This window comes from Amycolatopsis orientalis DSM 40040 = KCTC 9412 (genome assembly GCF_000478275.1).
Taxonomy (GTDB): Bacteria; Actinomycetota; Actinomycetes; order Mycobacteriales; family Pseudonocardiaceae; genus Amycolatopsis; species Amycolatopsis orientalis.
This window is the reverse complement of sequence record NZ_ASJB01000081.1, coordinates 1-14,609: the sequence shown is the minus strand read 5'-3', so window position 1 is coordinate 14,609 and position 14,609 is coordinate 1. Positions and strand designations below refer to the sequence as shown.

Here is a 14,609-nt window from a genome sequence, read left to right as displayed (position 1 = left end):
CCTTCGTGTCGGCTTGCGGCAGACTACTGGAACGGAAGCGGTAGTGGGAGTAATCGCTGGTCGGAGTCCTCGGCCGGCCCGTCGTCGAGGGGAGCCGGGAACAAGATGTCCGGATCCGAGGAGGCCCGCCGGTACCGGCCGGACGACCGGTGCGACGACAGCAAGGCCGCGACCACACACGCCAGGAACACCACCACGAGGTTGGCCGTGATCATGGACGGCCGCCCGCAGCGCCGGACGACCAAGGTCCCGGAACGGCGCGCGACCTCGGCACCGGGGGACAGGTAGCGCAGATCGGCCTTCGCCAGCGCGCCCTCCACCGACGTGAATTCCGCGACCTGGGCCCCGCAGCGCCCGCAGTCCTTCAAGTGCTTCTCGAAGGCGTATGCCTCGGCTTGATCGAGCACACCGAGCACATAGGCCGCGACATCGGTGTGTTTCACCTTTCGCCTCCTCATCGCGAACCCAGCTCTCCTAACGACCGTCGCAATGTCCTCATAGCCGCGTACAGCCGTGATTTGACCGTTCCCTCCGGGATTCCCAATATCACCGCCGCCTCCCGGACCGTATGTCCGGTCAGATACGTCTCGTAGATGACCGCCTGATATTTGCGGTCCAGATATCGTAGCGCTTCGGAAATGACGAGCGCGGACAGTGACTGATCCGTCTGGTCCGCTATTTCGGCGTTTTCGGAACTGTCCAGCTCCACCTCCTGCGGGCGGGCGCGCCGGTTTCGCCAGCCGTCGATCACGATCCTCCTCGCGACCGTGAGCAACCAGCCGCGCAGCATTCCCGGCTCGCGGTTCAGTGTGTCCGAATGTTGCCAGGCGCGAATCAACGTCTCCTGGACGACATCCTCGGTCCACTGTTGGTCGTGGCCGGTCAGGTACATCACCTGGCTGAACAGAGTCTCCCGAAAATCCTTGTACAGCAACGAAATAAGCTCGTCGGACGGATCGTCGGGAATGTCGGCGGCCTGGTGATCGTGGCCGAACCGGCACCCTCTGCCCAGTGCTTCCATAAAGTTTGCAACCTCCCCAGCGGTGGAGGATTTCACGAGTGCGTACACCGTAGCGCAGACTATCGCCGTGAGCCATGTGCAGTAGTGGTTCATTTACCATTAGTTGCCCGGTACGTATGGCGGCGATAAACGGTTCTAAATGTGTCGTGTGATGCACGTCACACTGGCCTGCCTGGTGGAGATCGAACCGGCCGCTCCGGTTTCCCGTACTTCCAGTGAGGCACTTTGCTGAACGGGGACGGGTGAAATGATCTATCGACTGCTCGGAGTGGTGATCGCCTGCCTGGCGATATGGGCGGGAACCCCCGCCCATGCTTACGCGGAAATCGACGCCCATGATCGGGAACTGCTCGTCCGCGTCCGGCAGGCCGGTCTGTGGGAAGGCCCGGTCAGTCGTCAGGCGGAACAGCGCGGGACCGGGCAACGGGTGCGCGAGGTCGGCCGCAAACTCGCGGACGACCACGATCGGCTCGACGTCCAGGTCCGCGAACTCGCGTCGAAGATCCGGGTCGAACTTCCCAGCGAACCCACCGAAGAACAGCGGTCCTGGGTCGAGGAGGTCACCGCTGCCGCCGGCGCCGACTTCGACCGTGTTTACGTCAACCGTGCCCGCGCCGCGCACGGGAGCATCTTCGGGCTCGCCTCCCAGGTCCGGGCGGCCACCCGCGACGACGCGATGCGTTCCTTCGCGCAGACGGCCGTCGACACCGTCATGCGGCATATGACCCTGCTCGAAAGCACCGGTATCGCCGAGACGACCTCGCTGATGGTCGTGCCCACCGGCGGCAACGAACTCGACGGCGGTGACATCGCGTTCGGCGTGCTCATGGCCGGCCTCGCCGGCGGCGCGACCTTTGGCCTGGTGCGGGTGCTCGGCTCACCGGGCAGGCGCGCATGACCGCCTCGCTCCTCGCCGTCATCCCGGCCCCGTCGCCGCACGACAGCGGGGTGCGGGACATCGCCACGCTGTCGGCCCGGTTCGCCTACGTGACGATGTGCCTGACGCTGGCTTGGGGCGTCTTGAGCGCCACCGGCTGGATCCGGCGGGTCACCGGGCACGAGGCGCTGCGCGGCGGCCATATCGTCCTCGCCGCGTTCACCCTCGCCACCGGCGTGGTCCACGGGCTGTCCTATCTCTTCCTCGACGACGACTCGTTCGGTTTCTTCATGCTGCTGATCCCGTTCGCGGGCGGCGGGTTCGCGCGGCACGCGGCCGGGGTCGTCGGGCTGGAACTGTTCGTCGCCGTCTCGGCCACCGCCGCGCTGCGCCGCAGCGTGGTCAACCGCAGCTGGCAGCGTTTCCACCAGGTCAGCTATTTCTCGGTCGGCCTGCTGGCGATCCACTCCTGGCTCGGCGCGGTCGCGAACGGCAACCTGGCGACGGTGTGGCTCGGTGGCATCACCGTGCTCACCCCGGCCGTCGTGCTCACCGTGCTCCGGGTGCTCCCGCCACGGGCGCTGGTCCGGCTCGGCCTGCTCGACGGCGACACCGGCCGGGCCAAACCGGTCCGGATCTCCGTCGACGACAAGAAATGCCACCGCTACGCGATCTGCCAGGCCGAAGCGCCGCAGGTCTTCCAGCTCACCCGTGACGGGCAGCTGCGGTATCTCCGGAAACCCGGCGCCAAACAGGTGTCGCAGGTCCAGGCCGCGGCCAGAGCTTGTCCGATGCGAGCCATCCAACTGCAAGGGGCGGGACAATGAGCGAACGGATCGTCGTGGTCGGTGGCGGACTCGCCGGGCTGCGGTGCGCGGAACGGTTGCGGGAACTGCGGTTCGACGGCGAACTGGTGATCGTCGGCAACGAGCCGGATCTGCCGTACCACCGGCCGGCGCTGTCGAAGCAGCTGCTGACCGGTGCCACGCATCCTGGCGAGATGATGCTGGCGCGGCTCGACGAGATCGACGCCGAATGGCGGTTCAGCACCCCGGCCACGCATTTGCAGCCCGGCCGCCAGGTCGTCCATCTGCCAGGAGCGGAGGAACTTCCCTACGACGGGCTCGTCATCGCCAGCGGCGTCGAACCGCGGCGGCTGTCCGGGATCCCGCACGGGCATCCGCGCGTGGTCGTCGTCCGGACGCTGGCCGACGCCGCCGCGCTGCGCGACAACCTCGCCGCCGACCGCGGGCCGGTCGCGGTGCTGGGCAGCGGTTTCATCGGCTGCGAGGTCGCCGCGAGCCTGCGCGAGATCGGGCGGGAGGTCACCATCATCGGCCGGTCGGCGAACCTGCTCGGCGAGGTCGTCGGGAAGCACATCGGGCAGAAACTCTCGGCGCTGCACCGGTCGCGAGGGGTGCGGCTGGCGCTCGGCGCGTCCATCGACAGCTGGCAGACCACGGCGACGGGACTGCGGCTGCATTCCTCCGACGGCTGGATCCTCGACGTCTCCTGCGTCGTCGTGGCCGTCGGCACGGTGCCGTCGATCTCGTGGCTGCGGGGCTCCAAACTGCCGCTCGACGACGGCGTCGTCTGCTCGCCGACCTGTCACGTGCTGGGGATGAGCAACATCGTCGCCGCCGGTGACGTCGCGCAGTGGCCGAACCTGCGGTTCGACGAAACGCCGAGACGGGTCGAGCACTGGCTCAACGCCGTCGAGATGGGCCGGGCGGCGGCGGAGAACCTCCTCGCCGGGCCACAGGCTTCGCGGCCCTTCGCGCCGGTGCCGCGGTTCTGGTCCGAACAGCACGGGGTGCGGATCCAGGCCGGCGGCATCCCCAAGCTCGGCACCGACACCGTCGCGCTCGCTTCGCCGCTCGGCGGCGAGAAACCCGTCACCGGCTTCGTCCGCAAGGGCCGCCTCGTCGGTGTCGTCGGCCTCGACAGCCCGTCCGCCGTCCTCCACTGGACCAACGAGATCGCGGAGCAGAACCCCGTCAGCCACCCAGGAGAAACGGAGAAGCCGGATGCGCCGATCGCGGTTGACCATGCTCGTCGTCATCGCGGCGCTCGTCGTGGGCGCCGCGATGTGGTGGCAGGCGGTTGATTCCGGGGAGCAGGCGGCGCTGACGGCCGGGGCCCCGGTCACCGAAGCCCTGCCCAGTCCGCGCGTCCCGCCGTCCAGCACTCCCCGGCGAACCGGCACGAGTCCTCCTTCGGCGACTTCGGAGGCTCCGCCAGGTACGCAGCTCACCGCCGTCTACATGGCGAAGATGGGACAGGCCGTCCTCGACGACACCGGCGCCGTTCTCTTCCGCTTCGAACGCGACAACCCGCACAAGGCCCGCTCGGCCTGTCTCGGGGACTGCGCCGCGGTGTGGATCCCGGTCACGACCTCGGGTACGCCGCAGGTGACCGGCATCGATCCGGCGCTCGTCGGGACCGTCAAACGACCCGAAGGCGCCCAGCAGGTGACGTTGGCGGGCTGGCCGCTCTACAAATTCGCCAACGCGCGGCCCGGCGAATGGACCGGCCAGGGCACCGACCACCTGTGGTTCGTCGTCAAACCCGACGGGCAGCGCAACCTGAACTGCCTGCCCGCACCCGTGCAGTAGGATTCGCCGACGGACGAGTCGGCGGGGCGGCCGCGAGCCGGGAGACCGGTTCGAGGAAAGTCCGGACTCCACAGGGCAGGGTGGTTGTTAACGGCAACCCGGGGCGACCCGCGGGACAGTGCCACAGAAAACAGACCGCCTCCGCGTGCTTCGCGGGCGGAGGTAAGGGTGAAACGGTGGTGTAAGAGACCACCAGCGTCCTGGGTGACCAGGACGGCTAGGTAAACCCCACCCGGAGCAAGGTCAAGAGGGAGCCGCGAGGCTCCTGCGCAGGCGTTCGAGGGCTGCCCGCCCGAGCCTGCGGGTAGGCCGCTCGAGCCCGTCGGCGACGGCGGGCCTAGATGGATGGCCGCCACTCGCGGAGCCGCAAGGCGAAGCGAGGACAGGATCCGGCTTACACGCCGGCTCGTCCGTACTTCTTCCCCTCGCTCAGGCGCAGGGCTGAAGGGAACTTTCCCCTCATCTCACGCGGTGAAGGGCGCTTTCCCCGCGTCGCATGCGGGGAAAGCGTCCTTCAGCCCCTTTGGACGCTGCGCCCCCTGCCTACTTGCCGGTAGGGTGCCCGCATGGGTGAAGCGAGTCGGGTCACGGGACGGTTCCGCGGGACGTTCGATGTACTGCATTCCCTCACTTACTTCGCGCCCGAGACGGAGGCGGCGCTCACGGACGCGGGTCTCCGGCCGGGGCGCATGACCTACTTCGCGGGCCGCGCGGCACCGATGGGCGCGGTGAGCCCACAGGTCGTCGCCGCCACCTTCTACAACTTCAACCCCGAGCTGGTCGCCCGCCACATCCCGCGCGCGTGGACGCTGGCGTCCCCCGACCGGATCATCGAGGCCCGGTTCGAAGCCGTCGACGCGGCGCTGACCCGGCTGCTCGGCAAGGACGTCCTGGACTCCGAAGAGGTCGCCGAAGCCGCCGAACTCGCCCGCGAGGCGACCGCGGGCTGCCAGGCCGACGGCCGCCCGCTCTACGCCGGTCACGCCGACCTCGACTGGCCGAGCGAGCCGCACCTCGTGCTCTGGCATGCCATCACCCTGCTGCGCGAGCACCGCGGCGACGGCCATATCGCCGCACTCGTCCTCCACGGCCTCGACGGGCTCAGCGCTCTCGTCTCGCACACCGCCACCGGCAAGGGCTTCCTCGCCGAGGCGGCCAAGTCGTCCCGGGGCTGGAGCGACGAGCAGTGGAACGCGGCGGCCGACGCCCTCCGCGAGAAGGGTCTTCTCGACGCCGACGGCGGCCTGACCGAGGCCGGGAACGATCTCCGCGAGCAGATCGAAGCCGCCACCAACGCTGCCTCGACCGGCCCCTGGGAGCGGCTCGGTGAGGAGAAGACGAAACGCCTTCACGAACTGTGCGGCCCTTTGAGCCGTCGGGCCGTCGAAGCGGGGGCTTTTCCCGCGAATGTGTTCTCGACCCGGCGGTAATCACGCTATGTAGTGAAAATGCCCGGCCCGATTTCGCGTTGGGTAACGGAAGTGTGACTTTCCCTTGATCGGCGCCCACGATTTTTGTCAAAGGCGAGCTCACCCAGCGGACTCGGAAGAAGCCACCGAACGAGTCATGTCACACTGGTCGCGGCCGGATTCTCCTCGGCCGGCCCGTACTCACAGTGAACAGGAACCTCGCAACCGGGTGAGTTCGTCAGCACACTGCGAAATACGGGTGGCCGGGGTTAATCCAGACGACCCTTGCAACGATGATGGAGACCGAGGATGGTCGTGGTGCTGTGCCTCGCTCTGTGATCAGTGGACAAATCGATATCTACAGAGCGCGCTTTGACCACTACCCCTCGTGACGCCATGATGTTCGAAGCACCACCGAGCCAGAACCGCGCGAACCCCCTCTCCGCGCACCGGGAGTAATGCGATGATGACCTTGACCACCCTCGACACGCTGGCCGCCGGCGAGCTCGGCACCGGCAACGTCCGCACCTGGCTGATCGACAACATCATCCCCCTGGTGCTGCTGGCCGTCGCGCTCCTTCTGCTGTGGCTGGGCGGTGGCAAAGGGGACAACGCCGGTGTCATGCGCCGTCTCGCCGGTGTCGTGATCGCGCTGGCGATCATCGGCCTCGCGGTGAGCGGTGCCGGAGTCAACGTGGGCCAGTGGATCGCCGGCCTCTTCACGGGCTGAGGCAGGGCTCGCGTTGCGTATCCGCACCGATGACGAGGTTTACCGGGTCGATGCCGTGTGGCTCGGCCCGCCGAAAGCGACTTTTCCCTGGAGAGCCCGCTACGTCGCGTGGCTCGTCGGTATCCCGGTCTTCCTGCTCGTGCTCACCGTCGAACGGTGGGCCGGCTGGAGCTTCGGGTTCTTCTCGACCGCCTGGGCTTTCGTCGCCACAATTGTGATCACCAGATTGATCACGGCCAAGATCAGCCACGAGCGTCCGCTGGGCGCCGTGGCCGCGATGGCGGCGAAAGAGCTCAACACACCAAGAGAACGGACCACGGGCACAGGAGGCGCGGCCAGCGCCTCCCGCGTCCGGGTGCGGGCGACCCGCCCGCTGCCGAAGCACCGCAGGAGACGGCAATACCAGCACCACGGCTACGGCGGCGGCGCCGGAGCTCAGGGAACACCACGAGCGCGTCGGAGCCGCCCTGCGGCTCAGGCCGGGAGGTAGTCGTTGTTCGGTCGCGGCGGAAGCCGAGGAAAACGTGATCGTGACCTGCACCAAGGGGCCTGGAACCCGCCCCAGCAGGTTCGCTCCGCGCAGCCCAAAAAGGCTTCGGGCAAGGGAAGGCGGCTGCCCGGCGAGGCGGCCATACCCACCTATACCCCGTCGATCGCCGCGCGAAGCATCGACGGGCACCTGTTGCGCACCGGCTATGAGGTCTACGCCTGGTACCGGCTCGCGCCGCAGCGCTGGTCGTTCCGGTCGGACTCCCAGCGCCGCGACCTGATCGCGGCCATCGCCGGTCAGTACGCGGAACTCCAGGGCCGCTGGCTGCACCTGCGCGTGACCAACCGGCCGTACCCGATCCGGATGTGGGCCGAGGCCCACGTCCACAACGCCGTCGGCCGCCCCCAGGACGTCCCGGGCGCGCTGTCCTTCGACGACTACCTCATCGGCGAGCAGCAGCAGCTGATGGGCCGCTCGATGGCCGAGAAAGAGGTCTATCTCGGCGTCCAGGTGCAGACGCGGCGAATGATCGACCGCGCGGTCGAGAGCGCCGCCCCGGTGCTGCGCAAGATCCTGCCGGAGGCCGTCGACGCCGAACTGGCCGCGCTCGACTCCGAGGTCGAGCATCTCGACCAGGTGATCGGCTCGGCGGGTCTCGAAGGCCGCCCGGTGCACGCCGAAGAGATGTCCTGGCTGATGCACCGCTCGTGCTCGCTGGGCCTGCCCGCGCCGCGCAACATGCCCGCGGTCCCCGGCGCGGCCTGGGAGCCCGAGGACCTCGCCAGCTTCACCGACGCGGCGGACTTCCACGCCGAGCCGTACGCGCCGACGGTCACCGTGCGCGGCCGCACCGGCTCGAACGCCGGGGTCTCGCGGCATCTCGCCGTCCTCACCGTCGGCCAGATGCACGGCCTGCAGATCCCCGAGGTCGACGATCCGTGGATCCAGCACGCGGACAGGCTGCCCGCGGCCGTCGAGGTGTCCGCGCGGATCTACGTCCGGCGGCCCGAAGAGGTCGCCGGTGAGCTGCAGCGCCAGATGAACAAGGTGCGTTCGCAGGTCAAGCACTACACCGACGAGCACGAACTGGAGCCACCGCAGTCGCTGGCGCGGCAGGCGGGCCGGGTGCTGGAGATCGACGACGAGATGACGTCGGGCTTCACCGCGCTGGCCACCCGGGTGCGCTCGTGGTGGCGGCTGGCGGTGTCCGGGCCGACCGAGCGCGACGCGTTGCGCCTGGCCCAGCAGCTGCTCGACCTCTACAAGCCGAAGATCGCCGTCGAGCATCCCGAAGCCCAGTACGCGCTGGCCAGGGAGTTCATCCCCGGCGAGCCGCTGGCCTCGGCGGCGTACATGCGCCGCGGTTCGGTCGTGTGGGCGTCCTCGGCGGTACCGACGGCGACGGCCGAGGTGGGCGACCGCCGCGGCATCCTGCTCGGCGAGACGGTGACCGCGACCCGGCGCCCGGTGGCGTGGGACCCGTGGATGGCGCAGGAGATCCGCGACGGATCGGGCCTGACCGCGATGGTCGCCGGTCTCGGTGGCGGTAAGTCCTTCCTCGGCGGCGGCATCGTCTACAAGACGCTCCGCGCGGGCGCGCACTGGACGATCCTCGACCCGTCGGGCCCGCTGTCGCGGCTGTGCGACCTGCCCGAACTGCGGCCGTACGCGCGGAACATCAACCTGCTCAACGCGCAGCCCGGCATCCTCAACCCGTACCGCGTGGTCGCCGAGCCGCAGCTCGAACACTTCATGGACGAGGACGACCCCGAGCGCTCCTGGCGGCGGGAGAAGGCCCTCGCGGGCGCCACCCGGCGCCGTCTCGTGCTCGACGTCCTCACCGGTGTCCTGCCGTACGAGGTTTCGCGGATGGCGCAGACGCGGATCGTGCTGCTGCGTGCCGTCCGCGCGGTCGGCGGCCGGTTCGAAGCCGATCCCGGCCAGGTCATCGACGCGCTGCGCCGGGACTCCAGCGAGCACCACGAGCACGCCGTCGTCGTCGCGGACTTCCTCGACGAGATGCGCGAGCGGATGGCGCTGCTCATCCCGGAGACCGACGCGGACCCGTACGCCGAGACCCGTGACGACCGGATGACCGTGCTGACCATGGCGGGGCTGACCCTGCCCAAGGACGGCGTCCCGCGCGAATACTGGACGGACGCGGAATCCCTCGGCGTCGAGATGCTGAACCTCGCCGCCTGGCTGACGCAGCGGTCGGTGTACGAGAAGCCGAAGGAACTGCGCAAGGGCGTCTGGATCGACGAGGCGTTCTTCCTGTCCGAGGTCCCGACAGGCCGCGTGCTGATGAACCGCTTCGCGCGTGACTCGCGCAAGTGGAACGTCCGGGTGCTGCTGTCCTCGCAGATCCCCGCGGACTTCCTGAAGATCCAGGGTTTCGTGGCGCTGCTGGACTCGGTGTTCGTCGGCCGTCTCGACGACGACGACGCCCAGGCCGACGCGCTGCGCCTGCTGAAGGTCCCGGTCGGCGTCGGCTACGAACAGGTCGTCGCCGCGCTGGGCCGCCGCCCCGGCTCGTCCCGCGATCTCCAGCGCGACGTCGAGCCGCGGCAGTTCATCTTCGGCGACGGTGCCGGTGGCGTGGAGCGGATCCGCGTCGACTTCTCCGGCCCGCACCTGGAACACCTGCGCCGGGTCATGGACACCACGCCGGGCTCGCCCGACGCCAAACCGTCCCGGCCGGGTAACGAACTGGCCGTTCCGGCGGAGAAGCAGTTCGTGGCGTCGCCCCCGGAGGAAGACGACTTCGAACTCGAAGAGGATCTCGAACTGGCGGCCGAACTCGAGGTCGGCCTCACCGACGAGCAGATGCTCGGCGCGCCCGACCCGCTGGCCGCCGAGACGGGTGAAGTGCAAGGCACCGTCCAAAATGGACATAACGGCGACGGAGGAAAAGGCGAGCACGCGCGGGTCGGCAAGGGTGGCACCGGCAGGGATGCCGCATGAACACGGTGATCACACTGGCGGGCGTTCTCGCGTTCGCCGCCGGCTGGCACGCGCTGCGCCGCCGTCTGAAAGAGGGGCCTCGACCCGGCAAGGCCATGCCGAGCCGCCGCGCGACCATGTTCGTCGTCGTGCTGATCCTGGGCCTGCAGGCCGTGGCGACCGCTCCGGCGGCGTCGGCCGCGGCGTGCGGTGAAGCGCCGAACCCGGAACGGCCCGGCGCCGGCATGGTCGGTGCTCTCGACCCGCCCGCGACCGCCCGCGGTGAAGGTGGCAGCCCGTACAACGTCTACGGGTACGCGGGACACGTCTGGGACACCTACGAAACCGACTGCGGACCGCTGGCAGGCATCACTTCGCCCAACTCGACGATCGACACCTGGGCGGGCAACCAGCTCTTCAACATCGGCAAGAACATCGTCGGTGCCACGAACTCCCTGCACTACACCGTCCTGCAGGGCAGCCTCCTCAGCCCGCTGTACAACGCCGTCAAGGCCGGGGCCGAGAAGGTCTACAACAACATCTACGCCCAGTTGTTCGGCCTGGTCGCGCTGATCATGTCCATCATGTTGTTCCGCAACATCTGGCGCGGCGACCTCGCGGCGGTCAGCAAACGGGCGCTGTACGGCCTGGCCGCGGTCTGGCTGGCGGCGTCTTCCCTGGCGCTCCTGCGTTTCCTCGATCCGATCGACAACGCGATCGTGCAGACCACGACCAACATCCAGGCCGGGTTCATCGACGAGCCCAAGACCCCGCCGCCGTCGCAACCGCCTCCGCCCTCGGCACAGCCCTGCCAGGCCACCCCGGAGGCCGTGGCCGCCCGCCAGCCATGGGACCGGGTCCCGACCGAACTGCATTGCCGGGTCGTCTACGACAACTGGCTCAGGGGCGAGTTCGGCAGCCCGGACTCACCGCAGGCGTTGCAGTACGGTCCGCCCCTCCTGGACGCGCGTGCCTTCACATGGAGCCAGATCCAGCAGGGCGGCGACGCCGACACCGCGCTGGTGGACTCCAAGAAGGCGGCGTTCAAGGACATCTCCACCAAACTCGGCCCGGCCACCGGCTACTTCACGGGTGAGGACGGCAGCCGCGTCGGCGCCGGTTTCCTTTCCCTCGGCCAGGGAATCGTCTACTCGCTGTTCCAGCTGCTGGCCAAGGCCACCGTCCTGCTCGCGCAGGTGCTGATCCGGATCTTCGTCCTCACGGCTCCGCTGATCGGCTTGATCGCCCTGCTCCAGCCGCAGATCATGCAGCGCATCCTGAAGGTGATCGGTGCCGTCGCCTTCAACCTCATGGTGCTTTCGGTGCTGGCCGGTGTGCACACCCTCCTGCTGGAGGCGATCTTCACCGCGGGGAACTCGCTTTCCCTGCTGACGAAGATGGTGCTGGCGGGCATCGTCACCGTGCTGCTGTTCATGGTCGGCCGTCCCGTGCGGCGGCTGTGGCAGATGGTCGAGATGTCCGTCGGCATGGTCGGCGGCGCGGTGCCCTCGCCGCGCGGCGGGCTCTTCTCCCGCTTCCGCAGGAAGAACAACGAGCCGACACCGCAGGACGCGTTCTGGCAGAACGTCCGCGACACCGACGACGTCGTCGACGGCGACCTCCGCGGTCCGGTCGGCGCGACGGTCGGTGGCGGCCGATTCCGGCCCGAGGCGACGATCTTCGCCAGTTCCCAGCGGCTCGACAACGGTTCCGGGGCGATCAGGCCCGCCGCGGCCTGGTCCGGGGCGCCGTGGCCGGGCGCGGTCGGCGGTGGTGGCGGCATGCCCGCGCTTCCCGCCGGTGGTGGCGGCGGCGTACCGGTTTTCGGCCAGTACAACCCGTCCGCCGGTAACCCGGGCGACTCCATGTTCACCTCGGGTGGGCGGAGCCCTGTCCAGGTCCCGAGCCGCCGGGTCGACACCTCGCCGGTCGCCGACAGGCGGTGGAGCGACGAGCCGGAGCCGGTCGTGGTGCCGTCGCGGATGAATTCCGCCGGTGGCGGCTACGCCACACCGGACTACTCGGGGGCCGTGCCGGTGCAGCCGGGGCCGTCGACACCGCGTCCTCGCCGCGTCGATCCCGAAGTCGTCGCGGGCAAGCCGGTCTTCGTGCTGTACCGGCCGTCGCGCGGGCTCGAGGTCCGCGAGGAAGTCCGCGATACAGACCACGCAGTGGGTCGGTGACCCATGCCGATCCGGACCAATCGCGGGCGTACCGCGGTCTACCGCAGACTGTGGGGCTGGCCGCTGCGCTCGCCCCGGCACCTCATCGGCACGCTGGTGGTCCTCGCGGTGGTGCTCACCGCGGTGGGCATCCTGCTGCCCAAGGCCATCGACAAACCGGGGCAGACGGCCGGCGGGCCGGGCACTTCGGCGACAAGTACCTCACGTCCCGGCGTCGCCGCGCCGGTCACCGTGACGTCGACGTTGCCGCCGAGGCTGACCACCCAGCCGCCGCCGTCGTCCGCACCGATCGACCAGGACGGGACCAGGGTCGCCAAGGAGTGGGTGACGGCATGGGCGAACCATCCGGACGGTACGACGACCGAACGCTGGCTGGCCGGATTGCGGCCTTACACCACCGAGGAATACCTGGCGGGGGAACTGACGACGGTGGACCCCGCCAACATCACCGCGACCAAGGTGACCGGCGAGCCGCAGGTCGTGTCCTCGGTCGTCGGATCGATGGACGTGGACGTCCAGACGGACGGGCCCAAGGTCCGGGTCACCGTCGTCAAGACGAACCCGGGGTGGCGGGTCACCAAGTTCACTCAAGCGGACTGACCCGATGAAGATCGGGATCATCGTCGGCGTGCTGATCGCCGCGGTCTTCGCCGCGGTGGTCACCACGGGCACGGTCACCAAGGTGGTGACCGACCATCTGGAGGCGCAGGCCGGCGGCGTCGTCAAGACCTCGTGCGACGCGTCGATCGGGCCGACCCTGCCCGGCCAGGTGGACCGCGGTTCTTCGGACATCAACAAGCTGGACGAGGAACAGAAGGGGATCGTCGCGCTGATCATCTCGATCGGCAAGCAGCGGTCGCTGTCCCCGCGCGCGTGGCAGGTGGCGATCCAGGCCGGGATGACCGAGTCCAAGCTGCGGAACCTGACCTACGGCGACCGCGACTCGCTCGGCATCTTCCAGATGCGGCCGTCGATGGGCTGGGGCACCGTCGCGGAGGTCACCCATCCGCCGTACCAGGTCAACAAGTTCTACGACGTGCTGCTCGGCGTGCCGGACTGGGAGAACATGCGTCCCGGCGACGCCGCCCAGCGCGTCGAGCGGTCCGGTTTCCCCGACCGGTATCACAACTGGGAGCCGATGGCGGCGCTCCTCGTGCAGAACGAGGGCCAGATCGTCGACGTCGTCGGCTGCGGTTCGAGTGTGGGCAGTGTGGTGCCGCCGAGCCAGGCCGCCGCGCAGGCCATCAAGTTCGCTCTCGGCGAGCAGGGGAAGCCGTACGTGTGGGGCGCCACCGGGCCGAACACCTATGACTGTTCCGGGCTGATGCTGCGGGCCTACGAGTCGGCCGGGATCGTCCTTCCGCGTGTTTCGCGGGACCAGTACAAGGCCGGCGCGATGCTGCCGGTCCGCGAGGCGCAGCCGGGTGACCTGCTGTTCCTGGCCACCGTCCCGTCGAATCCGGCGACCATCCACCACGTGATGATGTACCTGGGCGACGGCAAGATCGTCGAGGCGCAGCAGACCGGCGTGCCGGTGCACATCCGCGACTTCTCCTTCGACGAGGCCGAAGTGGTCGCGCAGGCGGTCCGTCCTGGCGTTTAGCATGGTGAACGGGTGGTTCCGCGACCGCGGGACCATCGGATTCACCCGAAGTGGCGGCCTGTCCACCGGCGAGCGGCCGCACACTGGCAGAGGATGAAGAACGTGGCACGGAAATTCGGAAGGCGAGGCAAGCCCGCGGCGGGCGTCGGCCCGGAGGTCGATCCCCGCGATCTTTTCGGTACTCCACAACCCGCACGGCAGGCCGCGCGGCCGGCGTCGAGCACGCCGCTGGCCGATCACCTGAACCGGGGCTGGCCGGGTGTCGACCCCGGTTACGTCGTGTTGCCGCGTTCCCTCGCCGAGGGGATGTCGTTGCCCTGGCAGCAGCAGATGGCGGCGTTGCTGGCGCAGTTCCACCACGAGAACGCCCACCTCGCCTGGCCGATCTACCGGGTCGTCCCGTCGCGCTACGAAAAGCTCGTCGACCTCGATGAGGAACAGTTGGCGGAGGCCGGCTACCTGGTCGAGATGGACACCGAAGGCGAGATGATCTACCGCGAGCGCAGCGGCCGGAAGATCGAGGATCCGGCGAACACCACGGTGCTCGTCTCCTGCCTCGACCCGATCCCGAAGCCCGCGCAGCGCCCGGCGCCGCCGCCGTCGCAGGCCGCCCCGCCCGCGTCCGGTCAGCCGCCGAGGGCCCCGGCGCCGATGAACATCGGGCCCGCCCCGGTGTGGCGCACGGTCACGCCGCCCGCCGGTCCGCCCGCGCCGCCGTTGCCGGGTGGCCCCGCCGCA

General features: G+C 69.2%; 13 protein-coding genes, 1 other RNA gene and 1 pseudogene. 13 read left to right on the top strand and 2 right to left on the bottom strand.

The window, feature by feature from the left end; translation table 11 throughout:
* Positions 1–23 precede the first annotated feature (23 nt).
* Positions 24–443, bottom strand: coding sequence for a zf-HC2 domain-containing protein (locus L324_RS30520; protein WP_235783691.1), 420 nt, complete (start codon positions 441–443; stop codon positions 24–26).
* Positions 444–454: 11 nt separating this feature from the next.
* Entirely contained in the window at positions 455–1,021 is a 567-nt protein-coding gene (locus L324_RS30515) for a sigma-70 family RNA polymerase sigma factor (protein ID WP_037316782.1), read from the bottom strand.
* 247 nt (positions 1,022–1,268) lie between these two features.
* On the opposite strand from L324_RS30515, the gene L324_RS30510 reads away from it, so the two are divergent.
* The 13 genes and pseudogenes from L324_RS30510 to L324_RS30455 form a co-directional block, all read left to right on the top strand.
* A complete protein-coding gene (locus tag L324_RS30510) occupies positions 1,269–1,919 on the top strand; it encodes a DUF4142 domain-containing protein (protein WP_037316779.1) in 651 nt (216 codons plus the stop codon).
* Positions 1,916–2,725, top strand: a complete 810-nt coding sequence (locus L324_RS30505) for a 4Fe-4S domain-containing protein (RefSeq protein WP_037316776.1) — start codon at positions 1,916–1,918, stop codon at positions 2,723–2,725. The genes L324_RS30510 and L324_RS30505 overlap by 4 nt, the downstream gene beginning before the upstream one ends.
* A complete protein-coding gene (locus tag L324_RS30500) occupies positions 2,722–4,005 on the top strand; it encodes an NAD(P)/FAD-dependent oxidoreductase (RefSeq protein WP_037316773.1) in 1,284 nt (427 codons plus the stop codon). The genes L324_RS30505 and L324_RS30500 overlap by 4 nt, the downstream gene beginning before the upstream one ends.
* Positions 3,926–4,513: a COG4315 family predicted lipoprotein gene (locus L324_RS30495; RefSeq protein WP_235783690.1), complete on the top strand. Its 588-nt coding sequence runs from the start codon at positions 3,926–3,928 to the stop codon at positions 4,511–4,513. The genes L324_RS30500 and L324_RS30495 overlap by 80 nt, the downstream gene beginning before the upstream one ends.
* Before the next feature lie 14 nt (positions 4,514–4,527).
* Positions 4,528–4,926, top strand: an RNA gene (gene rnpB, locus L324_RS41050) — RNase P RNA component class A.
* 153 nt (positions 4,927–5,079) lie between these two features.
* Complete coding sequence (locus L324_RS30490; RefSeq protein WP_037316767.1) at positions 5,080–5,943, top strand: SCO6745 family protein; 864 nt, start codon at positions 5,080–5,082, stop codon at positions 5,941–5,943.
* A gap of 442 nt (positions 5,944–6,385) precedes the next feature.
* On the top strand, positions 6,386–6,652 hold the full coding sequence (locus L324_RS30485; protein WP_005166545.1) for a hypothetical protein: 267 nt from the start codon (positions 6,386–6,388) through the stop codon (positions 6,650–6,652).
* Between the two features lie 13 nt (positions 6,653–6,665).
* Entirely contained in the window at positions 6,666–7,142 is a 477-nt protein-coding gene (locus L324_RS41810) for a hypothetical protein (RefSeq protein ID WP_081736522.1), read from the top strand.
* A gap of 3 nt (positions 7,143–7,145) precedes the next feature.
* Positions 7,146–10,106: an ATP-binding protein gene (locus L324_RS30475; protein ID WP_037316762.1), complete on the top strand. Its 2,961-nt coding sequence runs from the start codon at positions 7,146–7,148 to the stop codon at positions 10,104–10,106.
* Positions 10,103–12,268: a hypothetical protein gene (locus tag L324_RS30470; protein ID WP_037316759.1), complete on the top strand. Its 2,166-nt coding sequence runs from the start codon at positions 10,103–10,105 to the stop codon at positions 12,266–12,268. The genes L324_RS30475 and L324_RS30470 overlap by 4 nt, the downstream gene beginning before the upstream one ends.
* 3 nt (positions 12,269–12,271) lie before the next feature.
* Positions 12,272–12,868, top strand: a complete 597-nt coding sequence (locus L324_RS30465; protein WP_037316754.1) for a hypothetical protein — start codon at positions 12,272–12,274, stop codon at positions 12,866–12,868.
* A 4-nt stretch (positions 12,869–12,872) separates the two neighbouring features.
* A complete protein-coding gene (locus tag L324_RS30460) occupies positions 12,873–13,871 on the top strand; it encodes a C40 family peptidase (protein WP_037316751.1) in 999 nt (332 codons plus the stop codon).
* Positions 13,872–13,973: 102 nt separating this feature from the next.
* Positions 13,974–14,609 (top strand): annotated as a pseudogene (locus L324_RS30455) (hypothetical protein); the annotation flags it as partial.